The 26,385-nt window shown below is 64.5% G+C and carries 26 protein-coding genes and 1 riboswitch; of the genes, 15 read left to right on the top strand and 11 right to left on the bottom strand.

Annotated features, from left to right (window positions below; genetic code table 11):
- The gene (locus tag VF34_RS14995; RefSeq protein WP_032373492.1) at nt 1-387 is read right to left on the bottom strand and encodes a hypothetical protein; all 387 of its coding nucleotides are present in this window, start codon (nt 385-387) and stop codon (nt 1-3) included.
- Nucleotides 388-421: 34 nt separating this feature from the next.
- Between VF34_RS14995 and VF34_RS15000 the strand changes: the two genes are divergently transcribed.
- Nucleotides 422-1,255 carry a DUF72 domain-containing protein gene (locus tag VF34_RS15000; RefSeq protein ID WP_045841597.1) on the top strand — a complete coding sequence of 278 codons (834 nt, stop codon included), beginning with the start codon at nt 422-424 and terminating at the stop codon, nt 1,253-1,255.
- Between the two features lie 48 nt (nt 1,256-1,303).
- Here VF34_RS15000 and VF34_RS15005 read toward each other — a convergent pair whose 3' ends face one another.
- On the bottom strand, nt 1,304-2,104 hold the full coding sequence (locus VF34_RS15005) for an IclR family transcriptional regulator (RefSeq protein ID WP_032382426.1): 801 nt from the start codon (nt 2,102-2,104) through the stop codon (nt 1,304-1,306).
- A 149-nt stretch (nt 2,105-2,253) separates the two neighbouring features.
- Between VF34_RS15005 and VF34_RS15010 the strand changes: the two genes are divergently transcribed.
- Genes VF34_RS15010 through VF34_RS15025 form a run of 4 tightly spaced genes read left to right on the top strand, consistent with a single transcriptional unit; the run spans nt 2,254 to nt 6,240 of the window.
- The gene (locus tag VF34_RS15010) at nt 2,254-3,114 is read left to right on the top strand and encodes an isocitrate lyase/PEP mutase family protein (protein WP_027495170.1); all 861 of its coding nucleotides are present in this window, start codon (nt 2,254-2,256) and stop codon (nt 3,112-3,114) included.
- A complete protein-coding gene (locus VF34_RS15015) occupies nt 3,111-4,376 on the top strand; it encodes a 3-isopropylmalate dehydratase large subunit (RefSeq protein WP_442970661.1) in 1,266 nt (421 codons plus the stop codon). Before VF34_RS15010 ends, VF34_RS15015 begins: the two co-directional genes overlap by 4 nt.
- A complete protein-coding gene (locus VF34_RS15020; protein WP_045841598.1) occupies nt 4,373-4,924 on the top strand; it encodes a 3-isopropylmalate dehydratase small subunit in 552 nt (183 codons plus the stop codon). The genes VF34_RS15015 and VF34_RS15020 overlap by 4 nt, the downstream gene beginning before the upstream one ends.
- Nucleotides 4,921-6,240 (top strand): MFS transporter, encoded by a 1,320-nt coding sequence (locus VF34_RS15025; protein ID WP_045841599.1) that lies wholly within the window; start codon nt 4,921-4,923, stop codon nt 6,238-6,240. The genes VF34_RS15020 and VF34_RS15025 overlap by 4 nt, the downstream gene beginning before the upstream one ends.
- Before the next feature lie 262 nt (nt 6,241-6,502).
- On the opposite strand, the gene VF34_RS15030 is transcribed toward VF34_RS15025, so the two are convergent.
- Complete coding sequence (locus VF34_RS15030; RefSeq protein ID WP_032368008.1) at nt 6,503-7,069, bottom strand: TetR family transcriptional regulator; 567 nt, start codon at nt 7,067-7,069, stop codon at nt 6,503-6,505.
- A gap of 81 nt (nt 7,070-7,150) precedes the next feature.
- Here VF34_RS15030 and VF34_RS15035 point away from each other — a divergent pair, with 81 nt between their 5' ends.
- Nucleotides 7,151-8,770, top strand: coding sequence for an MFS transporter (locus tag VF34_RS15035; protein WP_230591034.1), 1,620 nt, complete (start codon nt 7,151-7,153; stop codon nt 8,768-8,770).
- Nucleotides 8,771-8,840: 70 nt separating this feature from the next.
- Here the strand turns inward: VF34_RS15035 and VF34_RS15040 are convergent, their stop codons facing one another.
- The 3 genes from VF34_RS15040 to VF34_RS15050 all read right to left on the bottom strand — a co-directional run bounded on the left by VF34_RS15040 (nt 8,841) and on the right by VF34_RS15050 (nt 12,208).
- Complete coding sequence (locus VF34_RS15040; RefSeq protein ID WP_027495176.1) at nt 8,841-9,587, bottom strand: GTP pyrophosphokinase; 747 nt, start codon at nt 9,585-9,587, stop codon at nt 8,841-8,843.
- Between the two features lie 422 nt (nt 9,588-10,009).
- A complete protein-coding gene (locus VF34_RS25320) occupies nt 10,010-10,165 on the bottom strand; it encodes a DUF6131 family protein (RefSeq protein WP_094611554.1) in 156 nt (51 codons plus the stop codon).
- A 93-nt stretch (nt 10,166-10,258) separates the two neighbouring features.
- Nucleotides 10,259-12,208: a helicase-related protein gene (locus VF34_RS15050; RefSeq protein WP_045841600.1), complete on the bottom strand. Its 1,950-nt coding sequence runs from the start codon at nt 12,206-12,208 to the stop codon at nt 10,259-10,261.
- Between the two features lie 48 nt (nt 12,209-12,256).
- Between VF34_RS15050 and VF34_RS15055 the strand changes: the two genes are divergently transcribed.
- The 5 genes from VF34_RS15055 to VF34_RS15075 all read left to right on the top strand — a co-directional run bounded on the left by VF34_RS15055 (nt 12,257) and on the right by VF34_RS15075 (nt 17,700).
- Nucleotides 12,257-12,970: a type 1 glutamine amidotransferase gene (locus VF34_RS15055; RefSeq protein ID WP_032382432.1), complete on the top strand. Its 714-nt coding sequence runs from the start codon at nt 12,257-12,259 to the stop codon at nt 12,968-12,970.
- Nucleotides 12,971-12,979: 9 nt separating this feature from the next.
- Nucleotides 12,980-14,158 (top strand): alpha-hydroxy-acid oxidizing protein, encoded by a 1,179-nt coding sequence (locus tag VF34_RS15060; protein WP_032373500.1) that lies wholly within the window; start codon nt 12,980-12,982, stop codon nt 14,156-14,158.
- Nucleotides 14,158-15,453: an alpha-amylase family glycosyl hydrolase gene (locus VF34_RS15065; protein WP_045841601.1), complete on the top strand. Its 1,296-nt coding sequence runs from the start codon at nt 14,158-14,160 to the stop codon at nt 15,451-15,453. Before VF34_RS15060 ends, VF34_RS15065 begins: the two co-directional genes overlap by 1 nt.
- A 73-nt stretch (nt 15,454-15,526) precedes the next feature.
- Nucleotides 15,527-15,619, top strand: a riboswitch (TPP riboswitch).
- 49 nt (nt 15,620-15,668) lie between these two features.
- Entirely contained in the window at nt 15,669-16,430 is a 762-nt protein-coding gene (locus VF34_RS15070) for a 3-oxoacyl-ACP reductase (RefSeq protein WP_045841602.1), read from the top strand.
- A 1-nt stretch (nt 16,431) separates the two neighbouring features.
- Nucleotides 16,432-17,700: an LLM class flavin-dependent oxidoreductase gene (locus VF34_RS15075; protein ID WP_045841603.1), complete on the top strand. Its 1,269-nt coding sequence runs from the start codon at nt 16,432-16,434 to the stop codon at nt 17,698-17,700.
- 9 nt (nt 17,701-17,709) lie between these two features.
- Here the strand turns inward: VF34_RS15075 and VF34_RS15080 are convergent, their stop codons facing one another.
- From VF34_RS15080 to VF34_RS15090, 3 genes are read right to left on the bottom strand one after another with little or no spacing between them, the layout of a single operon-like run.
- The gene (locus VF34_RS15080) at nt 17,710-18,600 is read right to left on the bottom strand and encodes an alpha/beta fold hydrolase (protein ID WP_045841604.1); all 891 of its coding nucleotides are present in this window, start codon (nt 18,598-18,600) and stop codon (nt 17,710-17,712) included.
- Between the two features lie 12 nt (nt 18,601-18,612).
- On the bottom strand, nt 18,613-19,719 hold the full coding sequence (locus tag VF34_RS15085; RefSeq protein ID WP_032389355.1) for a PDR/VanB family oxidoreductase: 1,107 nt from the start codon (nt 19,717-19,719) through the stop codon (nt 18,613-18,615).
- Nucleotides 19,716-20,615 (bottom strand): metal-dependent hydrolase, encoded by a 900-nt coding sequence (locus VF34_RS15090; RefSeq protein WP_027495186.1) that lies wholly within the window; start codon nt 20,613-20,615, stop codon nt 19,716-19,718. Before VF34_RS15090 ends, VF34_RS15085 begins: the two co-directional genes overlap by 4 nt.
- Before the next feature lie 114 nt (nt 20,616-20,729).
- On the opposite strand from VF34_RS15090, the gene VF34_RS15095 reads away from it, so the two are divergent.
- Nucleotides 20,730-21,245: a hypothetical protein gene (locus tag VF34_RS15095; RefSeq protein WP_045841605.1), complete on the top strand. Its 516-nt coding sequence runs from the start codon at nt 20,730-20,732 to the stop codon at nt 21,243-21,245.
- A gap of 135 nt (nt 21,246-21,380) precedes the next feature.
- Here the strand turns inward: VF34_RS15095 and VF34_RS15100 are convergent, their stop codons facing one another.
- Nucleotides 21,381-21,848, bottom strand: coding sequence for a 2-isopropylmalate synthase (locus VF34_RS15100; protein WP_045841606.1), 468 nt, complete (start codon nt 21,846-21,848; stop codon nt 21,381-21,383).
- Nucleotides 21,849-22,076: 228 nt separating this feature from the next.
- On the opposite strand from VF34_RS15100, the gene VF34_RS15105 reads away from it, so the two are divergent.
- On the top strand, nt 22,077-23,279 hold the full coding sequence (locus VF34_RS15105; protein WP_032367752.1) for an ATP-binding protein: 1,203 nt from the start codon (nt 22,077-22,079) through the stop codon (nt 23,277-23,279).
- Nucleotides 23,280-23,289: 10 nt separating this feature from the next.
- On the opposite strand, the gene VF34_RS15110 is transcribed toward VF34_RS15105, so the two are convergent.
- Nucleotides 23,290-24,471, bottom strand: a complete 1,182-nt coding sequence (locus VF34_RS15110; RefSeq protein WP_045841607.1) for an alkane 1-monooxygenase — start codon at nt 24,469-24,471, stop codon at nt 23,290-23,292.
- Nucleotides 24,472-24,638: 167 nt separating this feature from the next.
- Here VF34_RS15110 and VF34_RS15115 point away from each other — a divergent pair, with 167 nt between their 5' ends.
- On the top strand, nt 24,639-25,505 hold the full coding sequence (locus VF34_RS15115; RefSeq protein WP_045841608.1) for an alpha/beta hydrolase: 867 nt from the start codon (nt 24,639-24,641) through the stop codon (nt 25,503-25,505).
- A 30-nt stretch (nt 25,506-25,535) separates the two neighbouring features.
- Entirely contained in the window at nt 25,536-26,384 is an 849-nt protein-coding gene (locus VF34_RS15120; RefSeq protein ID WP_045841609.1) for a patatin-like phospholipase family protein, read from the top strand.
- Nucleotide 26,385: the final 1 nt, after the last annotated feature.

Here is a 26,385-nt window from a genome sequence, read left to right on the forward strand (position 1 = left end):
TTACCGATACCAGCGCCAGAGCCGCGGAGTTGCAAAGACGAGGGTCACTGCTAGGGCGGTGACCACAGCCTGGCCGATAAGGCCTGCCGTCACACCCTCGGACGGGCCGTGCAGTGGGTAGTTCACGACGGCATTGGCCACGGCATCGAGCACCAATGTCGTGGAACCGATCAGCAACCCGATCCGTCTGCGCTGTGCGATGAGAACCGCCGCAAGCGGATCGAGGACGACGAGCGCAACGAAGAACCACGCGATCACCGCGGGTGTGCCCGGGTAGGGGTTCTCCCCGCCGCCGGCCAGCTGCACCAAGTGAACCGCTGTGCCGTAGGCGAAGACTGCGGCGAAGAGGTACGTCAAAATCCGGACGTGTCGAGGGTCTGATCGCACGAGTCCGACGCTACTGCCCGTCTACAGTCGGCTCATGTCCGCGCAGCATCGCCCTCGGGTTCTGATCGGTATCTCCGGCTGGACGTACGCGCCGTGGCGAGGGGATTTCTATCCGAGCGGTCTCGCGCATCGCAAGGAACTCGGGTACGCGTCCGAGCACCTGACGTCGATCGAGATCAACGGCACGTTCTATGCGATGCAGAAGCCGTCGAGCTTCACCAAGTGGTACGACGAGACTCCGGATGACTTCGTGTTCTCCATCAAGGGTGGGCGGTACGTCACGCACATCAAGCGGCTCGTCGGCGTCGAGTCGGCATTGGCGAACTTCTTCGCCACCGGGGTCCTCACCCTCGGTGACAAGCTGGGGCCATTCTTGTGGCAGCTCCCACCCAATCTCGAGTTCGACGCGCAGAAGATGACGGACTTCTGCGCCCTGTTGCCCAGAACTGTCTCTGTAGCAGTAACTCTGGCGGAGTCGCGGGACGACAAACTGGCCGAGGATCGAGTGCTGTTGCCGGCTGCGTCGTCTCGGCCACTGCGGCACTGTATCGAGGCCAGACATGCAAGCTTCGCCTCCGACGAGGCAGTGGAACTGTTGCGCGAGAACGATATTGCGATCGTGGTTGCCGACACCGCCGGAAAGTACCCGTACATCGACACCCCCACAGCGGATTTCATGTATGCCCGACTGCACGGAGACGAAGAGTTGTACGCCAGCGGCTACACCGACGACGCTCTCGATCGATGGGCCACCAAGATCTCCGAGTGGACGTCGGCGGGCCGGGACGTCTTCGTGTACTTCGACAACGACATCAAGGGCTACGCACCCTTCGACGCCATGAAACTCATCGAGCGCGTCGGTAGCTGAGTATTCGTCTCTCTAGGATCGAAGCTAGAGGAGCGAATACTCGTGTAGCTACTGACTCGATGCAGGTAGAGCCTCTGCGACACGTGAAAGGCTGCGCGCCGCCGCGAGAATCGTCTCCACCTTGTCCGTCAAGGCGTCGCCCTCGAATGTCTCCACGCGGCCGCCGACGCTGATCGACGCGACGACCACCCCGTCGCGTCCGAGAATCGGTGCGCCCACCGCCGCGACGCCGGCCAGGTAGTCGGAGTTGCTCAGCGCGTATCCCTGCGTTCGGATCCGGTCGAGATGATCCATCAACTGGTCTGGTGACGTCAGTGTTCGGCTCGTGTATGCAGCAAGCTCTCCGCCGAGCCAGCGGTCGCGAATGCGAGCGGAGAACGCGAGCATCGCCATCGGCCCGGCCGTGGCGTGATACGGAAGAACGGATCCAATCGAAATGCCAGCTACCACAAGGGGATTGCTGCCCTCGTGGCGGTCGATGCACACCGCGCCCTCGTCAGCGGGAACCATCAGATAGGCGGTGTCGCCGAACTTTTGGGCGATGTCCGACAGATACGGCTGGGCGGCACCGCGGATGTCGAGCTGTGTCAACGCGGACGATCCGATCTCGAACACCGGCATGGCGATCCGGTACGAACCCTCCGCTGTTCTGTCCACCCAGCCGGCATGGATCAACGTCGTCATCAGGCGATGCACGGTCGTCTTGTTCATTCGACTCGCCGTCGTCAGGTCGTTGAGCGTCCACACAGGATGCGTCGTGTCGAAATGGTCGAGCAGAGCGCATGCCTTCACGACGGCACCGACGATGTCGCGGCCGGCCTGGGCGTCGGACTCGGTGGGAACTGCCACGAGTTGTTCCTTCCGGTCGGGTGGAGCGTCGTCGCCATCCTACGAACCGACGCGCGATGCGCTATCGATCCACGGGTATTGACTTGTGATCCGAGCCACTCTAAATTCGGAAGGCGTTCCGCAATACGAAACGGAGAGTGCTCGTGACGATGACTTTGAGAGGCCTGACCGAACAAGGCCTGGTGTATGCGCCCGGCGTCTGGGACGGGTTGACGGCCAAGCTGGCCGAGCAGGCGGGCTTCTCGGCGCTGTGCGCGTCCGGCTTCGCCGTATCGGCTGCGCTCGGACTGCCCGACGCCGAGCTCTACACCATGACCGAGAACCTGCAGGCCGTCCGGACCATTCGCGAGGCATCGTCTCTGCCCCTCGTCGCGGACATCGACACCGGCTACGGAAACGCCGTCAACGCCGCGCGCACCGCGACGCGGTTCGCCGAGGCCGGCGTCCAGGGTGTGTTCATGGAGGACCAGCTGTCGCCGAAGAAATGCCCGATCTGCGTTGGCGAGCCGGTGGACTTGATCTCCGTCGAGGAGGCGTCGGGCAAGGTTCGGGCGGTGCGTGATTCCATGCCGGACGACGTTCTGCTCATCGCACGCACCGACGCACGTGGCGACGAGGCGATCATGCGCGCACAGGCCTACGTCGACGCCGGAGCCGACATGATCATGCCGGTGACGAAGACGTTCGAGACCGTCGAGCAGTGGGAGAACTGTCACCGAGCGGTCGGGGTTCCGCTGATGGCCACGCTCACCGCGTCGACCTGGACCGAGCGGGAGTTCACTCCGGAGGTTCTGGCACAGATCGGAGTACGGCTGGCCCTGCTGCCCACTCAGGTGCTGATGGCCGCAACCGGTGCCGCACGCGAGACTCTGCGTCGCCTGGCCGCAGGCGAAGCTCCCGCCGACGTCAGTGCCGACGCGCTGCAGCACCACGAGTTCGTGGACCTCATCGGTTTTCCCGAAGTCGAAGCGCAGCAGCGTAAGTACCTTCCTGCGGAGGCGAACCGATGACATCGGCCGCGTTCACGATGGTCGAGAAGATCCTCGGTAGGACCTGTGGCGGTGACCCAGTGCGTGCCGGTGAGAACCATGCGGTACGACCGGCGCGGATGATCGCGTACGACTTTCCCGGGTACACCGATGTGATGTTCCGGCAGATGCGCGACGACTTCGGTATCACCTCACTCGAGGACCCGTCTCGGTACGTCGTCTTCATCGATCACATGTTGACCAAGCGCAACGACCGGGAACAAGAAGTACACCAGGTCACCCGAGACTGGTGCGAGTACTACGGAATCGAGTTGCACGAGGGCCGCGGCATCGGACACCAACTCACCGCCGAACTCGGCCTGGCCATCCCCGGTGACTTCCTCGTCCACTTCGACGGCCACATCAGCGGAATCGGCGCGTTCGGTGCGTTGGGCTGGGGTATCCGCCGAGATCTGATCGAGGCATGGGTGACCGGCCAACTCTACGTGGACATTCCGGCGACCACTCGGTTCGACCTGTACGGAGAATTCGCGCCGGGGGTGGACAGCCGCGATCTGGTGCACACCATCATCGACCTCGTCGGGGCAGACGGGTGCGCACACCAGGTGATGGAATTCGGCGGCCCCGGTGCCCGGTCGATGAAAATCGATCACCGGCAGGGATTGTGCGGCATGGCGATGTTCACCGGAGCCGTGTCCGCGATATTCGAACCGGACGAGACCTCACTCGCCTACGCCAACGATGTTGCGCGACAGTCGTTCACACCGGTCCACCCAGACTCCGATGCGACCTACGCAGCCCGGCACACCATCGACCTCGCCCAGGTCGTGCCGCAGGTCGTGCAGCCCGGCTCGGCGCGTGCAGCCAACACCCACACTGCAGCCGAACTCGCCGGCACTCCGATCACCAAGGCGTTCATCGGATCCTGTGCCAGTGGACGAATCGAGGATCTGCGGGCCGCGGCACTCGTGCTCGACGGACGCACCGTGGCTCCCGGTGTGGAGCTCAATGTCGTGCCCACGTCGCAGAAGGTGCACGATCAGGCCGAGCAAGAGGGGCTGCTCGACGTACTGCGCGCGGCGGGTGCACACATTGCAGTGTCGAGCTGCGACTTCTGTTTCGGCTATCAGAAGCCGTTGGCGGCGGGCGAGAATTGCATATCGACCGGCGTGCTCAACATCTCCGGCCGGATGGGTAGCTCCGACGCCAACATCTACATGGGTTCTCCGTACACCGTCGCCGCCAGCGCGCTGGCCGGCACCATCCAGCAGGTGGGCTCGTGAGCGCCTACCCACCCCCGCCCGACGTCATCTCCGGCCGAGTTGCCTGGGTCTTCGGCGACGACTTCGACATCGATCTCGTTGTCGGCGTTGCGAATATCAAGTCGTACGATCCCGAGCATCTGAAGTCGGTCTGCATGACCGCATACGATCCGGGTTTCGTCGATCGCGTTCGGTCGGGCGACATCATCGTCGGCGGCCGCAACTTCGGGTACGGCCACCCGCACTATCCGCCGATGGTGGCTCTGCGCAACGCCGGTATCCAGGCCATCGTGGCCGAGTCGTTCTCGCCGGGATTCTGGCGCGGAGAGACGTTCAACGGGGTACCCCTCATCACCATTCCGGAAGTCTCCGGCGCGGTCGTCACCGGTGACGCCGTCGAACTCGATTGGCGACGAGCAGCATTGACCACCGCCGACGGTCGATCGATGGTGGGCAGTGCGCCCAGCCCTCGTACTGTCGCAGTCATCGAGGCCGGCGGATCGTACGAATTACTTCTGGCCGAACACCGAAGCAAGCAACCACTCACAGGACAGGGAACAGCGCGATGACGAACGTCGACCAGCCTTCTGCGGTCACCAGCGCACCGAAAGTCGACACCACCACCGCGCGCCGTGCCGCGCTCGCCGGTGGCGTCGGCACGCTCATCGAGTACTACGACTTCGCCGTCTACGGATTTCTCGCCGTAGTCATTGCGCCACTGTTCTTTCCGTCCACCAGCCCCGGCGTATCCATACTCGCGACCCTGGCAGTATTCGGCGTCGCATACGTTGCACGTCCGCTCGGAGGCATCTTCTTCGGCCGCCTGGGCGACAGAAAGGGCCGTCGGCAGGCTCTGGTCGTGACAGTGGTCTGTATGGGTATCGCGTGTGGAGTCCTGGGAATGCTGCCCACACACTCGAGTGTGGGCGTGCTGGCACCGATTCTGCTCGTCATCATCCGACTCGCCCAAGGATTCTCTGCAGGAGGTGAAATCGGCGGTGCAGCAACCTATATCGCAGAGTCTGCACCGCCGAACCGTCGCGGCTTCTTCGGATCGTTCACGCCGATCGGTTCCACCCTCGGATTCGCGGTCGCCGCAGCCGTTGTCGGAGTGGTCGCCCTCATCACCACCGACGACCAGATGTCGTCGTGGGGCTGGCGCATTCCGTTCCTGCTTGCTCTCCCGCTGGCATTCGTCTGTCTTCGAGTGCGGCTGAAGCTCGAAGACAGCCCGGAGTTCGAGGAAATGGCGGCGAAGAACGAGGTTGCGAAAAGCCCGTTGAGCGATGTCGTGAAGAAGCAGCCGTGGTCGGTGCTACGTGTCGTCGGAATTGCGATCGCGATGAACGGATCCGGTTACATCGGTCTGACGTACTTCAGCGTGTACCTGATCAACGACCTCGGATTCTCCAAGGACTCGGTCTACTGGACATCGGCGATCGCAATTGCGTTGGCCTGTGCCACCTTCCCGCTCAGCGGCATGCTCACCGACAGATTCGGGCGTAAACCGGTACTGCTCAGCGGCTACGTTGCGTATGTCGTCATTGCGTTGCCGGTGTTCATGATCCTCGGCGCGACGTCGTCGATCATCGTGGTGGGCTGTGTGTACTTCGTCTACATGGTTCTCAACGGAGTCGTGCAGGTACCCGCGTTCCCACCGTTCACCGAGCTGTTCCCTCGGGCAGTTCGATACACCGGAGTGTCGTTGGGCTTCAACATCGGTACCATCGCCGCAGGCGGAACAGCACCGTACGTCGCCGCTCAACTGGTCGAGTCGACCGGCAACGCCATGTCACCCGCCTACTGGGTCATGGGTGTCTGCGTGATCGGCGTACTCACGGTGCTGACCATCAAGGAAACCGGACGCGAGAAACTCCCGGTGTAGTGCGGCGTAGATGCCGGCCGTAGTTCGAGACTCGCCCCACCACGTGCACTCATCGTGGTGGGGCGTCCCGCGTGTGTGCGGTCGAGGACGCAGCCGACCGGGGTGACAAACGCGAGCGCACTTGCCAGATGCGCGCAGAATAGCGACGTGATCGGTGTCTACTTTGTGCGCGTCTGGCAAACGCGCGCGCGTTTGCGGAAATGGCGGCCGCTACCCCACTATTCCGCACTCTTGCGTCAAAGCTAGATATCGATAGACAGCGCTACGGAGCGCAGAGTCGACGCACGGCGGCTTCGATTTTCGACGCCCGACGCTGAATTTCGGCGTCGTCGGCAGGCTCGCAGTGCGGGCTCGGCGCGGTCATCCACGCCGAAGTGATGCCGAACATCATGGTGATCAGATCCTCGACGGTGAAGGCGTCGGAGATCAGTCCGTCTCGCTGGGCGTCGGCCATGGCCCTGTGTCGCTCGGCGATGACCGAGTGGATGTCGTCGGTGCCCGAGGTCGCCATACCGCCCTGAAGCTGAGTCCACAGCAGGAGGCGGTGCTCCTCGGGATGCGCAGCGAGGTGCAGGTATTCGCGCGCTGCGTATCCGCCGAGGTCGTCGACGGCGAAGGGTACTTCGTCGATGAACCGCGCGAACCCGTCCTCGACGACGGCCCGGAACAGGGCTTCCTTGTCCCCGAAGTACGCGTACAGACGTTCCTTGCTGGCCTTGGCTGCGGCCGCGATCCGATCGACGCGGGCCCCAGCCAGCCCGTGTACCGAGAACTCGTCCCGGGCGGCGACGACGATGCGGGCGCGGGTCGCACTGGCGTCAGGTTTCATGGCGGTCACCATACCCCCAACCAACTAGTTCGTTTGACTATTGGTTCTGGGTCGCCTACCTTTTTGCTCGGGACATTTTTCGTGCCCAGAATCAACGAGTACGAGTGGGGTAGAAACATGTCGCAGCTCTCCGAGCGCGAAGCGCCGGATCTGAATCCGAACTACGAGCGCCGATGGCTGGTGCTGTGCATCGTCGCCATCACGCAGCTCACGATCGTGCTCGACGGCACGATCGTCAACATTGCGCTGCCGCAGGCTCAGCTGGACCTGGGCATCAGCGACAGCAGCCGCGCCTGGGTCATCACCGCCTACGCGTTGTCGTTCGGCGCACTGCTGCTGCTCGGCGGACGCATCGCCGACTACTGGGGACGCAAGCGCTCGTTCATCGTCGGCATGGCAGGCTTCGCCGTTGCCTCCGCTATCGGCGGACTCGCCCAAGAAGGCTGGCAGCTGTTCATCGCGCGCGCCGGCCAGGGTGTGTTCGCTGCACTGCTCGCCCCGGCAGCACTGGCCATCCTGACGGTGACGTTCACCGACACGAAGGAACGCGCCAAAGCGTTCGGCGTCTTCGGCGCCATTGCCGGTGGCGGCGCAGCGGTCGGCCTACTCCTCGGCGGAGTGCTCACCGAATACGCGAACTGGCGCTGGTGCCTGCTGGTCAACATCCCGGTCGCAGTGTTCGCCATCGCTGCAGCGGTGCCGCTGGTGAAGGAGAGCAAGGCTCACGGAGACACCCGCTACGACCTGCCCGGCGCGATCCTCGTCGCTCTCGGTCTGGCCTCGCTGGTCTACGGCTTCACCGAGGCCGAAGACGGCTGGGCGACGGTACCCACCATCTCGTTCATCGCGCTCGGCCTCGCTCTGCTGGCCGCGTTCGTCGTCGTCGAGTCCAAGTCCGCCAACCCGCTGCTGCCCTTGAGTGTGTTGCTCGACCGTGACCGCGGTGCCGCGTACATCGGCTCGGCCGTCATCGGCGCTGCCCTGCTCGGTGGCACGTTGTACCTCACGTTCTACTTCCAGATCGTGCTGGAGATGAGCCCGGTCATCGCCGGCGTCGCGTCGCTGCCGATGACCGGCGGCATTTTGATCACGGCCGCGCTCGCTTCTGCGCTCGTGCCGAAGATCGGACCCAAGCCGCTGATGGCCGTCGGTCCGGTCGTGTCCGCAGTCGGCCTGCTGCTGCTGACCCAGATCGGCGTCGACACCTCGTACTTCACGCACGTCCTGCCGGGCGTCGTGCTGCTCGGCCTCGGCCTCGGTCTGCTGATGGTTCCGATGCAGAACGTCGCACTGATCGGCGTTCCCGATCACGACGCAGGTGCCGCATCGGCGCTGATCAACGCCACCCTGCAGGTCGGTGGTGCACTCGGTGCTGCGGTGTTCACCACCGTCTACACCTCGTCGAAGACCTCGTACCTGGCCGAGAATCCGGCACCGACTCCGCCCGCCGGAGTTCCCGCGGAAGCTCTCGCCGGCCAGGAAGTGCCCAGCGACGAGATGTTGGCCGCGCTGCCGGAGCCGATCCGCAACTTCGTGCTCGCGACCATCGACCACGCGTTCTCGGCCGAGGTCTCCGGCTACGCCTGGGCATTCGGTACCGCCGCGATCCTCGTCGCGCTGGTGAGCCCGGTCGTGTTGCTGCTCGTCCGCGCGAAGAAAGACGACCTGCCCGTCGGCGACACCCCGGTACATATCGGATAACGCAGGCACGAACCGACAACCCCGCTGCTCAGCCGTCGAGCAGCGGGGTTGACGTTCTTCGAAGGCATCGTCAGTCCGGGTCGATTGCTTCGGCCTGCGCGGTGAGCAACATGTGCAGCAGCTCGGGAGGCAATGCCATCGGAGGCATCGCGCCGAGAGTGATGGAGTTGTCGGAGTCGCCGTTCAGTTCCTCCACCTCGTCGTGCAGGCTTTCCATCTTCTCGTCCAGCGTGTTGGCCGTCTCGGCGGCCTCGGTCAGTTCCGCCAACAGGGTGGGCGGAATCTGGCCGCGGTACTTGTAGAAGATCTTGTGCTCGAGGCTCGCCCAGAAATCCATGGCAATCGTGCGGATCTGGAGTTCGACCAGGACCGGTTGGACGCGATCGGACATGAACACCGGAATTTCGACGATGAGGTGCAAACTCTTGTAGCCGTTGGCTTTCGGGTTCGCGATGTAATCCTTGACCTCGACGACTCGAACGTCGGTCTGACTACTGAGCATGTCCGCGATGCGGTAGGTGTCGGAGATGAAGCTGCACGTGATGCGGACACCTGCGACGTCGAAGATGTTCTCGCGAATGGCGTCGAGCGTCAGTGCGCACTTCTTGCGCTGAGCCTTGTCGACGATGCTCTCGGGCGTCTTGAGTCGCGACGAGACATGCTCGATGGGGCTGTAGCGGTGGATGTGAGTGAATTCCTGCTTCAGGATGTTGATCTTGGTGATCAGTTCGTCGATTCCGAACTTGTAACTCATCATGAAGCGGGTGAAATCGTGCCTCAGCTGCACCAGGTCGACGACGGCTTCACTGTTGCTCATGCCCCCGATTGTCCACGATCGCCGGACGTGACCGCGCCGCGCGAGAATCGAAGCTGGCGTCGCTGCACGTGGCACCGAGTTCTGGGGTGAACCGCACGAGATTGCACCTCTGGCACTGATGGGTACGGTGATGCCCCCGCTCACACGAGCAAGCACGCGAACCCACCAGTACCGAACCGGCGACAAGCGGATGGCCGTTGGTGCAGTGAGTAGGTGCTCGTTCTGCCCACCGATCGCCGACGCGGTAGAGCGAGCCGGCAACCGGGTCGGTGTCGCGCTCGTCGGATGCCATCGCGCGCAACCGCCTTCGACACTGTCTACCGCCCGATTTGGACCGCCCGAAGTGGCTCCGCTGGCCGCATCGCCAACTCCGGGGGCCCGCTCAGACTAACAGAAATCGAACGTATGTTCTAACGTGGATGTCAAAACCACGTCTTGCGGCCACCGACTGCGCGCCCCATCGAACCGAGCAACGTCAGAACCGCGCCGACGACCACCAGAATGATGCCGATAGTCGTCAAAATTGAAATGCCGGCGAAATAGCCGATGAGGGCGAGGATGATTCCGAGAACGATCATGACTACTCCTGGTGCCAAAGTGAGCCCACTATCGACGAATTGTCGATGGGACCGAACCTACTCGGGCGCGTGGACGATTGCTCACAATTGTCGCTATTTTCCGGCATCCACTTTCGCCGCGAGGAAAGCCTCCGGATCGATCAGATCCGCCTGCCCCACGATCGATCCCAGATCCGCGATGCGCTCGATCCCGGTGAGCACCATCTCCTCCTCGACGGTGCCCTCGGCGTAGCCGTAGTAGCAGGTCGACGTGGTGTGGTTGTGGTCCTTGTCGATGCGGTTGGCGCGGCCCTCGATCTGCCTGATGTCGATGGGTGTCCACCGAGGATCGTGAATCAGCGTCACGCGCGGTGCGAGTGTGGAGACCGTCCCCTCCGGGAGCAGTAACTCGTTGGTGTGCAGGTTGATCGCGCTCGTGGTGGTCGAGACGATGACCGACGCGTCGCCGGTCTGAAATCGGCGAATCGACGCCTCCTGCTCGGGACTGCTCATGCTCCCGTCGACCACGGCGACCTCGAGCCCCTCGTCTCGAAGTGTCTGGGCCAGAGCAGCGACCGACTCGCGGTAGAACATCGAGACGAACACCTGATTGCCTGCCTTGACCCACGTCCGGACTTGATCCGCAGACGCGGGAATGCGCAGGTACGAGCACTTCTGGCGAAATCGCAGCGTCGCCGCACGGGTACTCGGATTCTTCTGCAGCACTCGCTTTCCGCCGACGGCCTTCCAGATCGGCAGGCCGACTTCCTTGCGGTAGTCCACCCACGCCGAGTTGTACAGCCGCTTCTGCGCGGCCGTGAGTTCCTGACCGAGGGGCTCCCGCGGCGTCGGTGGGGACGGCCGCGAAATAGACCACGGCACAGCGCCTCCCGACAACCAGCCGTGCACAGACGCGATGTCGCGGGCTCGCTTCGTCGCGTCCTCGGGCTCCCACCGCCACGTGGTCAACCCCGTCGTCGCCTTGCCTGCCTTGACGGCGAAGCCGGACTCGATGAGGAACTCCGCCCACTTCATCGTCACGGCATAGCCGAGATACTCGTCGTCACCGAGGATCTCGACGCCGCGGCTGCGTTCCACGGCACGGGCCATGTACGCGAAATGCAGCGGCTGATAGCCGGGAGTGGCAGACATCCACACGACGGATCGAGCCGCCTCCTGATACCGCCAGAGGATCTGCGACTGCTGCGACTCGATGTTCATCAACGCATGCGACTCGTCGGCGATCACCACGTCGATGTCGAACCGCAGCTCTCCCAGCGAGATGGTCCGCTTGTTCTGCGTCCGTTTACGTTTGCCCAGATCGGTCTCGGGGGGAACCGACAGCAGCTTCTTGGTGGACTGATAGGTGATCAGCAACCAACGCTTGCGGTCGGACGGCTCGATGTCGGCCTCGCTGTCTGCAATGGTGCGACGCCACCCCGGCAGCGCACCCTTGGGTGCCACCACCAGAACCGTGCCGATCTCGGCGGCCGACATCTGCCGCACGGCCTCGCACACGGCCAACGTCTTACCCAGACCCGTCGAATCCATCTGCGCGAAGTACGGGAAGCCGGCGTCGAGCGCGGCCAGATGGCGTCGGACCGATTCGAGTTGGGTGTCGCGAGGCTGCATCGCCCGTTCGCGCACCTCTTCGTCGCGCCAACTGTCGTTCGCGTCGTCCTCGAGCCACCGCTGCAGGCTGTACGGCATCGATTCGTACGGCTGCAGGTACTCGGGCAGTTCGGTTCCGTAATACGCGAACACGCGCGGTCCGGGGTACCAGCGCGCCCCCGCTGCGCCCGCCGCGGACCGATCCTCGAACGGCACGTCCAACACCCAGACGCGCTCGCCGGGATCGGGCACCCGAAGATCGGGGGCGGCGGACTTACGGGGCGAGGTCTTGCGCGGGGCTGCTCTCTTGCGAGGTGCGGCCTTCTTCGGGGCAGCTTTCTTCGCCGCAGGCTCACCGTTTCTCGCAGCCGCGAACTTTCGCGCAGCGCTGCTCTGCCCGGCCTTGACGGTGCGGGCAGTGGTGGATCGGGCAGTGCGTTTACGAGGTGGCATCGGATCCAGTCTGTCGTACGGTGTGCACGAACACCGTAAAGGAGCCCTGTGACATACCCGAACGACCCGCGCGCCGTAGTTCTCGTCCACGACCGGGACCCGTCCCTGGCGCGTCGCGATATCGGCACCCTCGCCGCCGAATTGCGCACCAGGGGTTTCCTGTTGGACGTGCATTCCTTCGACCACAGTCCCGATGTCGCACCACCGACGCTGTCCGACGCGCAGGTGGTCGTGGTCATGGGCTCACCCGACGCTGCGTACGACGACACCCTGACGTGGCTCGCGCCGGAGATCGCGTACGTGCAGCAGGCGATCGATGCGCAGGTCCCGGTTCTGGGTGTGTGCTTCGGCGGCCAGTTGCTTGCTCGCGTGCTCGGCGGATCCGTCCGCAAGTCCGAGTACCCCGAGTACGGATTCGTCGACGTCGAGACCTCCGATCCCGAGCTCGTCGCCTCGGGCCCGTGGATGGAATTCCACGGCGACACGTTCGTCGCGCCGCCGGAGGCCACGGTCATCGCCCGCAACGCGGCTGCGCAGCAGGCCTTCGTCTGCGGCCCGCACCTCGGGTTGCAGTTCCACCCCGAGATCGACCTCGACACCTACGATGCATGGGCGGCCGCGTGGGACCGCGACGGCGTCGAACACGCGGTGGACGTGCACCAGATCAGGCAGGACATTGCCGACTCCGAAGCTGCAGCTCGTGAGCGGTGCTCGGCGCTGCTGGACGCATTTCTCGCCCGATCCTCGGCGGTGCCCCGGTAGGGTCGAACGATGACCGAGGCCAGGCCCAGCAACTTCAGCGATCACCAACTCGGCATCTACGCCGCGGGGATGTTCGCTCAGCAGACACCGTCGATCACCACCAACCTGGCGCGGCTGGAGGACCAGGCTGCCGAGAAGCTCTCGCCCGAGGCTCTTGGTTACATCGTCGCCAGTGCGGGCAGTGGCTCGACGGCGCGGGCGAACCGGGCCGCTTTCGACAGGTGGGCCATCACGCCGCGGATGCTGCGCAGCTCGGCCTCGCGTGATCATGCGTGCACCGTGCTCGGCACCGACATGCCTGCACCGCTGTTGATCGCGCCGGTGGGCATTCAGACTCTCGCCCATCCCGACGGTGAACTCGCGACGGTTCGGGCGGCTGCGGAACTCGGTGTGCCGTACATTCATTCGACGCAGGCATCGCATTCGTTCGAGCAGATCGCCGAGGCGGGCGGAGATGCGCCGCGCTGGTATCAGTTGTACTGGCCGACGGACGAATCGGTACTGCTGAGCTTCCTGCAGCGCGCGAAGGACACCGGATTCACCACGTTGGTGCTGACGCTCGACACGACGTTGCTGGGCTGGCGGCCCGCCGATCTCGACCGCGGGTACCTCCCGTTCTTGGCGAACCTCGGCATCGAGAACTATCTGAGCGATCCGGCGTTCCGAGCCGGACTCGCTCAGCCCGTCGAGGAGAATCCCGTTGCCGCCGCGATGCATTGGGCGCAGATGTTCCCCAATCCCGGCCTGTCGTGGAAGAACCTGGCGTTCCTGCGCGAGCATTGGGACGGCCCGATCGTGCTCAAGGGCATCTGCACCGTCGGCGACGCCCGAGAGGCGGCCGCCCATGGAGTCGACGGCATCGTGGTCTCCAACCACGGTGGACGTCAGATCGATGGTGCCAGGCCGTCTCTCGACGCGTTGCCGTCCATCGTCGAGGCTGTCGGCGACGAACTGACGATCCTGTTCGATTCCGGTGTGCGCACCGGTGCCGACATGGCCAAGGCGCTGGCGCTCGGGGCCGATGCGGTTCTACTCGGCCGCCCGTTCCTCTACGGACTCGCGCTCGGCGGGCAGGAGGGTGTTGCGCACGTACTACGTTGCCTGCTGGCCGAATTCGACTTGGTGACCAGCCTGTCCGGTCATACCGGCGCGGGCGAGCTCGGTCGCGACTCGATCGAGGCGTCCTGATGGAGTGGACGAAGCACGCCATCTGGTGGCACCTGTACCCACTCGGCTTCACCGGCGCTCCGGTGCACGGGTGGGACGGTGAATCCCAATCGGATCTGCACCGGCTCAACAGAATCGAGAAGTGGCTCGACTACGCCCTCGAGCTCGGGGCCTCGGGCATCGCCCTGGGGCCGATCTTCGAGTCGGAGAAGCACGGCTACGACACGGTCGACTTCTACCATGTCGACGGTCGGCTCGGCACCGACGAGGATATCGATTCGCTGATCGCTGCGGCGCATTCCCGCGGTCTGAAAGTGATGTTCGACGGCGTCTTCAACCATGTGGCGCAAAGCTTCCCGAAGTTCCATGAGGCCCTGGCCGAGGGCCCGGATTCCGAGGCCGCGGAGTGGTTCCACCTCGACTGGTCCGGGGACGAGCCGACGCATCGCAATTTCGAGGGCCACGACGAACTGGTCGCGCTCAACCACGAGAGCCCGCACGTGCAGCAGTACGTGGTGGACGTGCTGTCGCACTGGCTCGAACGCGGCGTCGACGCCTGGCGGCTCGACGCGGCCTACGCGGTACCGCCGCGCTTCTGGGCCGCGGTGCTGCCGAAGGTTCGCGAGAAGCATTCGGACGCATACTTTCTCGGCGAAGTCATCCACGGTGACTACGACCGGATCGTCTCGGCCTCCACGTTGGACTCGGTCACCCAGTACGAACTGTGGAAGGCGATCTGGAGTGGGCTGAGCGAGAAGAATTTCTTCGAGCTCTCGCATGCCCTCGAGCGTCACAACGGCTGGCTCGACGCCTTCGTGCCCGCCACGTTCGTCGGAAATCACGACGTCAATCGCATCGCCAGCGTCATCGAAGACGAGCGACATCTGCTGCACGCGTTGGTGGTTCTGTTCACCGTGGGCGGGATGCCGATGATCTACTACGGCGACGAGCAGGCATTCCGCGGCATCAAGGAAGATCGCGTCGGCGGTGACGACGAGGTGCGTCCCGAATACCCCGACACCTCCAAGGATCTGGCACCGTACGGCTGGCCCATCTACCGAGTGCATCAGGAGTTGATCGCAGTACGGCGTCGCAATCCGTGGTTGTACTCCGCCCGCACCGAGACACTCGAGCTCACCAACACCGCGCTGCTCTACCGCGTGTACGCGGACGACAATTCCATGACGGTGGCGCTCAACCTCGGCGACGAGGCCATCGATTACCCGGCCCAGGGCAGCGAAGTACTGGCCGGTGAGGCGCACCTGAACGACGGACGGGTAAGCGTTCCTCCCCACGGCTGGGCTGTCATCGGCTGATCGCTGCATACGGTTGTATTCGGCTGTCTACGTCGAGCGTAAGAAAGCGGTAGAGAGACCTACAGGTACAGTCGACCGCGACACGGGGTGCCCGTCAGGGCTGAGATCACACCCGTCGAACCTGATCTGGTTAGGACCAGCGAAGGGAATGTCGTGATGTTTCGGTATTTCCTGTCCCTCGCGACGGTCCCGACCTCGAACGAGAGGCGAAGCGCATGAGACTCGACGAGCAGACAGTGTTGGTCACCGGGGGTGGACGCGGGCTGGGAGCAGCGATTGCCGCGGCGTTCGCCGGTGAGGGCGCGCGTGTGGTGATCGACTACCGCACCAGCAAAGAGGCAGCGGAGGCGTTGGCGGACAGGCTCGGCGACCGTGCATTTGCTGTTCAGGGCGACGTGACCGACGAGAGCGCGGTGGCCTCGGTGTTCGACTCGGCCCGTGCGCATTTCGGCACCCCGATCACCACCGTCGTCAACAACGCACTGGCCGACTTCTCGTTCGACGGGGATGCTCGACCGAAGGCCGACACCATCACCTGGGATCGGTTCGACGCGCAGTTGCGTGGCAGTGTTCGCGCGGCGCTGCTCACCACGCAGGCGGCCCTGCCGGGAATGCGTGAGGCGGGCTTTGGCCGAATCATCAACGTGGGCACCAACTTGTTCCAGAATCCGGTGGTGCCGTACCACGACTACACCGCGTCCAAGGCCGCCCTGCTCTCACTGACGCGTACGTTGTCCGCGGACCTGGGGGCGGACAACATCACCGTCAACATGGTGTCGGGCGGACTGCTGCGCACCACCGATGCCAGTGCCGCGACCCCGGCCGAGGTGTTCGACTTCATCGCGGCCTCGACCCCGCTGCAACGCGTCACCACGCCCGAGGAGTTCGCCGATGCTCTGCTGTTCTTCGCCTCCCCGTGGGCGCGGTCGGTGACCGGTCAGAACCTCGTTGTCGACGGCGGTTTGGTCAAGAACTGATATGCACCTCAACGCGTTTCTGTACGGCTGCGGACATCACAGTGCAGCGTGGCGGCATCCCGATTCGCGAGTGGAGGACCTGGGCGACATCGCGTACTACGAGGAACTTGCGCAGCTGGCCGAACGGGGAAAGTTCGACGCGGTGTTCTTTGCCGACGGGCATTCCGTTCGCGATCCGGCCGGCGCAGGAACCTGGTTTCTCGAACCGATCACGGCGCTGTCGGCCATGGCCAGAGCGACCACCCACATCGGTCTGGTCACGACTGTGTCGTCGACGTTCTACACCCCGTTCCATGCCGCGCGCATGCTGGCGTCGTTGGACCACATCAGCGGCGGACGGGCCGGCTGGAACGTCGTCACCTCCATGTTCGACGCCGAAGCACGCAATCACGGAATGGACGCCATCCCGGCTCGGGAGGAGCGCTACGCACGCGCAGCAGAGTTCGTCGATACGGCTCTGGCACTCTGGGATTCGTGGGATGCCGATGCCCTGACGCTCGATCGGACGGGGATGTACGCCGATCCGGCCAAGGTGCACTCGATCGACCACGACGGCAAGCACTTTCGCGTCGACGGCCCGCTGACGGTGCCGCGGTCGCCGCAGGGCAGGCCGGTTCTGTTTCAGGCCGGGGCGTCGGGCCCGGGCCGCGACCTGGCGGCGAAGTACGCCGAGGCGATCTACGCCGTCGCCTACGATCTCGTTGCCGCGCAGAGCTATTACGACGACGTGAAGGCGAGAATCGATCGAGCCGGTCGTGACAGTGCGGCAGTGGGCATCATGCCGGGTTTGGTGACGTACGTCGGATCGACGATGGAGGAGGCTCACCGGAAGAAGACCGAACTGGACGTCTTACTGCCGACGGAACAATCCCTGGCGATGCTCTCGACGTTCACCGGGCAGGATTGTGCTGCCTGGGAACTCGATGAACCGGTGCCCCCGCTACCGCCGGCAGCAGAGTTCACCGGACCGCAGGGCCGCTACGAGACGATCCTGCGCATCATCGAGAAGGATCGCCCCACCGTGCGTCAGTTGCTGGGCACCCTTGCGGCCGGCGGTGGGCATGCAACGATGATCGGCACGCCGGATTCCATTGCCGACGAGATGGAATCGTGGACGGGCCGCGGTGCCGATGGCTTCAACCTGATGTGCCCGCGCTACCCCGACTCACTCGCCGATTTCGTCGAACACGTGATCCCGATCCTACAGCAGCGCAGCCTGTTTCGATCCGAATACACGTCGTCCACGCTGCGCGGGCATCTGACCGGGTGACCTGAATATTCAGTCCAGCGATTCGATGAATTCCGTTGTCAATCGGGCAATGTCGTCGGCGTGGGAGATCGGCGACCAGTGACCCGCCGGAATGTCGTTGCGCGTGAGGTTCTTCACCCACTTGCCGGTGTCGTCGTAGTGGTACGGCCGCACCGCGACGTCCTCGGTGTTGACGATGAGATGCACCGGGATGTCGATGTATCGATCCCGCGGATTGGTCAGCAGCGGAATGATGTTGGCGCGGTACAACTTGGTGCCGTTGGTTGCGTCCGACCACAGTGTGGGGTTCTGGGTGACGAGCTTCGGATCGACGCCCGAGAACTCCTGGAGGAATGCCGGCCAGCCCTTGGCGAACTGTCGCTTGATGCGCAACGTCGACAGGCCGGGGATGTGGAAGGTGACGGTGTACCAGGACGCTCGGGTCTGCGCGAGAACCTGCTTGATGCCGGCAAGAGTGGGACGACGTAGCCGCGACTGCGACCACTTACCGAGGTGATCGAGGTTAGGTCCCGAAATCGATGTGTACGAACGGATTCGATCCTTCGCCTGGGGCTGGGCTGCGGCTTCCCAGACCTCCACGGCACCCCAGTCGTGAGCGAGTACGTGAACGGGAGCGTCGGGACTGACCGCATCTGCCACGGCATAGAAGTCCGCCGCCAACCGGGCCAACTTGTACGCCGACTGCTCGACGGGGACCGTGCTCTCGCCGGCTCCACGCGAGTCGTAGCTGATCACCCGAAAACGGTCTTCGAGTTGCGGCACGATGTGGCTCCACAGTTCGTGAGTATCGGGCCACCCGTGAACGAGGACGATGGGTTCGCCGTCGGGGTTTCCGCTCTCGAACACCGCCAACCGAATGCCCTCGTTGACGACCGTCGTACGAACTGCGTTGCTGCTCACTGTCTTTCCGTTCTATAGATCGAGTACGAGACGGGCACTTCGAGCGCGCGAGACGCAGATGAGCATGTGATCGCGCTGCTCCTCCGGGGTCAATCGCGACTCCAGGTGTTCGGGCTCGCCGGCGAGCACCCGCACCTTGCAGGTACCGCAGAAGCCCTGTTGGCACGAGTACGCGATATTGGGCTTCTGCTGCTTGACGGCCGTGAGCACGGAGGTGTCGGCGGCGACGTCGAGCACAGCGCCCGTGCTGATCAGCTGCACCTCGAACGGTGTGCCGTCGAGGATCGGCGGCGGGCCGAAGCGTTCGAAATGCAGTGCGGTGGCGGGGCACTGGCCGAAGTCGCGGCGAACGGCATCGAGCATGGGGGTAGGACCGCAGCAGTAGACGGCACCGCCTGCGGGTGCGCGCTCGAGCAATTCACCCTCGGTGGGGTACCCGTGCACGTCGTCGGTCCGGACGAACACGCGATCCGATTCCCAGCTCTCGATCTCGTCGAGAAAGGGCATCGTGTCCCGGGAGCGACCGCAGTACACGAACTGCCAATCCATCCCGAGAATCCGTGCGGCACGGACCATCGCGATGATGGGGGTGATGCCGATGCCGCCGGCGACGAACAGCGCGCTGCCCTCGGCGACGAAGGGAAAGCCGTTCCGTGGGCCGCGTACGGTGACCTCGGTGCCGGGCTCGAGTGCATGCATCTCGATGGATCCACCTGCGCCGGTTGGGATTCGGCGCACGGCGATCCGGTAGCAACTGCGGTCGGACGGATCGCCGCACAGCGAGTACTGCCGACGGCGACCCGACGGCAGATGTAGATCGAGGTGGCAGCCGGGATGCCAGGTCGGCAGCTGCTCCCCCGTCGGCGAGGCGAGGGTCAGAGCGGCGACGTTCTCGTCCTCGGCGATGATCTCGCGGTCGACGACCACCAGCCGCAGCGCGGAATCGGGATTGTGGCCGGCTACCGCGTCGTCGTACTCCTTGCCGGCAGTCGCATGCATGTAGCCGTTGAGGAACGTTCCGAGCATCTGCATCGAGCGATCGGCGCGAGGGCGTCCGCGGAGATCCGGTGGCGCGTCCTTGGGCAACAGCCGCGGAACGCGACCCGTCGAGAGCTTCACCGCGCCGCAGCCTGCGCGGCCGGGGACGACGCCAGGTAGCGCACGGCCTGAGCCGTCGAGCCTTCCTGGCTCGGGTGATACGACTTCTTCAGGTAGCGAGACATACTGCGGCCGACGTGCGTCAGCGCCGGCAGCGTGCCGCGGCGAACAGACTTGCGCCACAGGGCCGATCGGGGCTTGCGGACCGACTTCGGGGCGCTCTGCAGCTCGGGGTCGTTCTTCATCAGGAAGATGATGCCGCGCATCCAGATGTACCCCATCAACGGAACGACCACGACGAACGTGCGCAGGCGACGTACCTCGCGCTTGTCGAAGTAACGAAGGGTGTCGTACGCAACCGAGCGGTGTTCCACTTCCTCGGCACCGTGCCACCGCAGCAGATCGAGCATCGTCGGATGGATGCCGGCGCGGTCGAGACCGTCGGCATTGAGTACCCAGTCACCGAGGAACGCCGTCACGTGCTCGATGGCTGCGATCAGGGCCAGCCGCTCGACGAGGTTGTTCTTCGATCGCAGACTCGTCACCGAATCCGATCCGAGGACCTTGCCGAAGGCCCATTCCATCTGATCGGTGAACGGAGTGGGGTCGAGTCCGTTGTTCTGCAGATGCACGAGGACGCCGGTATGAGCCTCGGCGTGTACGGCTTCCTGCCCGATGAAGCCGATGACGTCGTCGCGCAGCTTCTCGTCGTCGATGTAGGGCAGGGCCTCCTTGAACGTGTCGACGAACCAGTGTTCGCCGGCCGGGAGTAGTAGATGCAGCACGTTGAGGACGTGCGTGGTGTACGGATCGCCGGGCACCCAGTGCATCGGCAGATCGCTCCAGTCGAACTTGACGTTCCTGGCCTGAAGCATCACTTCGCCCGGGTCCGATGCGACGGCGTTGCGCTCGTTCATCGAGTCGACCTCCTCCACGTCCGCGATGTGGCCGCTGCCACAGTGCGCGACTTAGTATAAACATCGGTTACAGGTAAAAGGAACCATGTCGGTGGACAGTGAGAGACTTGTGCGATGACCGACCCCTCCCCAGAGGCTGTTCCCCCGAGCAGCGTGCCCGTGGCCTGGCCCACCGAGTGGCCCGTCGATGTGCGTCGAATCGCGGACGCCACGGTCGATGCCCTTGCTGCTGTCGTGGCGCAGGATCCGATCGCGTTCGACGAGGCCGTCGAACTGTTGGACCGCTCGGACGCGGCCAAGGCCGGGAACGTGCATGCGGAGATGGTACGGAGTTTGCTCGAAGAGGTATACAGCGATGGCTTGACCGGGGATAACGTCCAGGAAGTACTCGGCCGAACCGTCCGCGGAGCCGAGTGGCTTCCGAGCGTGGACATCGCCGGATTCGTCGAAGTGCTCACCGGCGCGCTGGGTGTGACGGACGTCGACGAACAGTCACGTTCGCGGCCGCGGCCTGCGCACGCCCTGCTGGTGGTGGCGGATCTGCTCGCGATTCGTCGAAGCCGCGCCGAAACGTATGTGCGCCGCGCACTGGCCGAAATTCACCGCGCGCAGACAGTGGAGATGCCCTAGCAAGATATTCCCCTCTCTTGCGCCGATGCTAGAGAGTCGTAGAAGGCACTACCGACGCCGACGGCGAACTCGAAGTTATGGACACTTTTCGACGGATTTTCGGCCTCAACTTCGAGTTCGCGGGGTCGGCTGCAGCTACCGGTGCAGCAGATTGGCCCCGGCGACGATGGCCCGGATCGACGACAGGGTTGCGTCGGGCTCGATGGACATCGACCATTCGCGGCGACCGTCGTGCTCGGCCAGGACGAAGGTGGCGGTCTCGTCGCCGATGCGCTGTTGGTGGAACGAGAGGATCTCGATGCGGAATCCGGCGTCGTGGAGCATCGACGTCAACGCCTCGATCGGTCCGTATGTTGTTGTGGCACAAGCGAAGATGGTGTCACCGATACCGAAGGTGGCGTCGAACGACATCTTGCCCCCGGTGGCCCCAGTGCCGGACCAGGAGCCCAGTCGGAGAGGCCCGGTGGTGGGCGAGAAGCGGTCGAGGAAGGCCGTCCACGACATGTGTTGCCCGGTGATCTCGTCGCGCATCGTGCGCGGCAGGGCGCAGCCGAAACGGGCATGGAACGGATCGGTGGCGTAGGTGGAAGCAAGTGAGTTCATGAGGGTGGTCTTCCGAATGTGAAGGGAGGACCGAGAGAGCACGACGACCCGCAGCGAGGGGTCGGTCCGAATCAGACCCCGCTACGGCGGCGTACTACGAGAATGCGCTTCACGGAGCCGACAGTAGCCCCGGCCTCGGGCGTCCCGCAAGTATCGAACGAATACGGATCTCTAGGACACGAGCTAGATGTCCGCATATATCGCACGATTCGTTGTAACTTTGGCCTCATGGACCCCGTGCGTAACCCTTACGCTCCCGGCGCAGGCCAGCGCCCACCCGAGCTCGCCGGTCGAAAGAAGCAGCTCGACGCCTTCGACGTCGTCCTCGAACGCATCACCCGCGGCCGACCGGAACGCAGCGTCGTGCTCACTGGGCTGCGCGGCGTCGGCAAGACGGTGCTGCTCAACCACCTCCGATCCGCGGCCATCGCGCGCGGTTGGGGCACCGGCAAGATCGAGGCTCGCCCCGACCAGGAACTGCGCCGGCCCCTGTCGTCGGCGCTGCACATGGCGGTACGCGGCATTGCGGCCTCGCATCGAGACCCCGAACGCGTCGACGAGTTTCTCGGCGTCCTCAAGGCCTTCGCGCTGCGCGCCACCGCGGACAAGGGGATGCGCGAGCGGTGGCAACCGGGCATCGACGTCCCGGCGAAGACCGGCCGCGCCGACTCCGGTGACATCGAGATCGACCTCGTCGAACTGCTGCTCGATGCCTCCGCGCTGGCCGGGGACGTGGGTGTGGGTATCGCCATCTTCATCGACGAGATGCAGGACCTCGGGCCCGCAGACATCTCCGCACTGTGCGCGGCCTGCCACGAACTCAGTCAGGACACCGCGCCGCTGATCATCGTCGGGGCCGGACTACCGCACCTACCGGCTGTGTTGTCGGCATCGAAAAGTTACTCCGAGCGCCTGTTCAGCTACCACCGAATCGGCAGGCTCGAGCGAGCCGCAGCAGACCTCGCGTTGATCGCGCCGGCCGACCGCGAGGATGTCGAATTCACCCCCGAGGCACTCGACGCGCTGTACGCAGCCGCCGATGGCTACCCCTACTTCGTGCAGGCCTACGGCAAAGCGACCTGGGATCTCGCCGCCGACAGCCCGATTTCCGCCGAGGACGTGCGTGTTGCCGCTCCGACAGCGGAGGAGGAACTGGCCGTCGGATTCTTCGGTTCGCGCTACGAACGCGCGACACCCGCCGAACGTGAATACATGCGCGCGATGGCCGAACTGTCGGTGGACGACGGCTCGGTGCCGACCTCGGCCGTGGCGACCGAACTCAAGCGCAAGCCGGCATCACTGTCTCCGGCCCGTGACGGCTTGATCAAGAAGGGCCTGATCTACTCGGCCGAGCGCGGCACGATCGCGTTCACCGTGCCGCATTTCGGGCGCTACCTGAGAGCGCAAACCGACGAGCCCGCCGCGGTCTGAGGCGTCGACCTTACGACTGCGCTCGCGCCCCGGTCAGCTTCTCGAGGCGGCGGACCGCTGTGCGATCGGCGCGGTCGACGTTGACGAGGCTCGGGTCGCCGTCGTAGAAGTCCATCAGGCGCTGATCCATCACCTTGCGCCACAAGGGCGGAACCATCGAGCAGAAGATCATCACCGCGTATCCGGCCGGGAGTTGCGGAGACTCGTCGACGGTTCGTAGTGCTTGGTAGCGGCGTACCGGATTCGCGTGATGGTCGCTGTGGCGTTGCAGGTGGTACAGAAACAGGTTGCTCCACAGGTGATCGCTGTTCCAGCTGTCGCGGTGCGAGGGCTTGGCGTAGCGCCCGTCCGGACGCCTGGTGCGCATCAGACCGTAGTGCTCGAGGTAGTTGGCCGCCTCGTACAGGACGATGGCGATGGCGGCCTGAATCAGTAGGTACGGCAACACGATCCAACCGAACACTGCGATCAGTGCCCCGAACAGAACGATGCTCATCGCGGCCGCATTGAAAAGGTTGTTGCGCAGCGTCCACGGTGACGAGCCCGACCGCGCGAGTCGACGGGATTCGAGATCCCAGGCCGAATGCAGACCGTGGATCATCGTGCGTGGCAGAAACTTCCAGAACGATTCACCGAATTTCGCCGACGCCGGATCCTCGGGGGTGGCGACGCGCAGATGGTGGCCGTGGTTGTGCTCGACGTAGAAGTGGCCGTACAGCGTCTGCGCCAGAGTGACTTTGGAGAGCCACCGCTCGACGTTCTCGCGCTTGTGCCCCAGTTCGTGCGCGGCATTGATGCCGACGCCGCCGACGACGCCCACAGTGACGGCCAGACCGATCCTCTCCGGTGTGCCGAGTGGGCCGTGGGCCCACAGGTAACACGCGGCCACCAGGCCGGCGTACTGCAGCGGGAGGAAGAGGTAGACGCACCACCGGTAGTACTTGTCCTTGTCGAGTGCTGCGAGAGCCTCGTCGGGTGGATTGCTGCGATCGACGCCCGCGAACTTGTCGACCAACGGCAGCGCGATGCCCATGATCATCAGCCCGAGTGCCCAGAATGCGCCGGGTCCGAGGAGTGACACCAAGCCCCACGCCAGGAACGGGCTCAGCGGAATCGTCAGGCCGAGCGGCCAGAGATAACGCTTGGGATCGCGCCACGTCGGCGAGGCCCCTGCGGCGTCCTTGTCGGGCATGCGTGAACTCACTCCTGATCTTCGAGGCTGCCCACGCGGTACGAGGGGGTGCGGTAGTGGTCTGTCACAAGTACATCGCCACGCATCTGAGGATAGTTACCTAGACGAATCTGTGGGGTTCGAGCGATGGGCCGTCGAAGGCGTCGCGGTCCTTGTACGGTGACCGAATGCAGCATGTCGAGTCGTCGTTCGCCGGGGTACACGGAACTCGCATCGTCTACGACGTCTGGACCCCGGACGCCGCCGCCGATAACTCCCCTACCGGCGTTCTGGTGCTGGCCCACGGCCTGGCCGAGCACGCAGGTCGGTACCGACACGTGATCGAGCGGCTCGGCTCGCTCGGCCTCGTCGTCTACGCACCCGACCACCGCGGGCACGGGCGATCCGGCGGCAAACGAGTCTCTTTGGCGAAGTGGTCGGACTTCACCGACGACCTGCACACACTGTTCTCGATCGCGGCTGACGAGCACCCCGGCAGCCGCACCTTCCTCCTCGGACACAGCATGGGCGGTGCCATCGCGCTGTCCTACGCCCTCGACCATCAAGGTGATCTGGACGCACTGATGCTGTCCGGGCCTGCGGTCAACCCGTCCGTAGGTCAGCCGAAAGCGTTGGTCGCGGTGGGTGCAGTACTCGGCAGGTTCCTGCCCTCGCTGCCGGTTCTGAAACTCGACCCCAACGACGTCTCCCGCGACAAGGCCGTCGTCGACGCCTATGTCGCCGATCCGCTGGGCTATCACGGCAGCGTCACGGCCGGGCTCGCTGCAGCGTTGTTGCAGGAGAGTCGTACGTATCCCGCCAGATTGCCGTCGCTGACCATTCCGGTGTTGCTGCAGCACGGAACCGCAGACCGGTTGGCCGACGTCTCGGGCAGCGAGCTGATCGCCGAGCTGGCGGGATCCGAGGACCTGACCTTGAAAACCTACGACGGGCTGTTCCACGAAGTCTTCAACGAGCCGGAGCAGGAACGCGTGCTCGACGACCTGATCACGTGGTTACGGCCGCGGGTCGGCGGCGGGGCTGTAAGTTCCTGACGGGTCCAGCGGAAGAACGGGGTTACGACCATGGCCAGACGAGCGCTCGTATTGGGCGGCGGCGGTGTAGCGGGCATTGCGTGGCAAACAGGCGTCCTTCTGGGACTGGCCGAGGCCGGGGCCGATGTCAGCGACGCCGAGATGTTGCTCGGAACGTCGGCCGGTTCTTCGGTGGCTGCTCAGATCTCGAGCGGCACCCCGGTGTCGGAGTTCTTCGAGCGTCAGGCGGACGAGTCGAAGCAGGACAACGAGCCACACGCCGAGGCCACCATCGACGAGCTCGTCACCATGTTGGCCCGAGCAGCCCAGAACTCGGACGGCAGTGCGCTGGACACCCGCAGGCGCATCGGTGCCGAAGCTCTGGCGACAGCGACGATCAGCGAACGGGAACGACGAGCCATCATCGCCCGTCGACTGACGAAGCACTCGTGGCCCGACCGCGATCTGCGGATCGTCACCGTGGACGCCCTGACGGGGCGCCATCGAGTTCTGGACCGGGGATCGGGCGTCGAGCTCATCGACGCCGTGGCCGCGAGTTGCGCGATCCCGGGCATGTGGCCGCCGGTGACGATCGGCGATCACCGCTACGTCGACGGCGGTATCCGTGCGAGCGAGAACGCCGATCTGGCGGTGGGTTTCGAGAAGGTGCTGGTGCTCAAGGTCGGTGCACTCGACCTGGAAGGCGACCCCTTCGAGGTCGAACGGGGAAAATTGGTCAAGGGCGGCTCGAAGGTGGAAGTGATCGTTCCCGACGCGGCTTCGGCGGCTGCGATCGGACCCGACCCCACCGACATCGCCGTGCGCGCAGCGGCGGCAATAGCCGGCCGGGCGCAGGGCACCGCCATCGCCGAGCGTATCGCCGAATTCTGGGTGGGCTGAG

It is taken from the genome of Rhodococcus sp. PML026, assembly GCF_000963615.1.
Taxonomy (GTDB): domain Bacteria; phylum Actinomycetota; class Actinomycetes; order Mycobacteriales; family Mycobacteriaceae; genus Rhodococcoides; species Rhodococcoides fascians.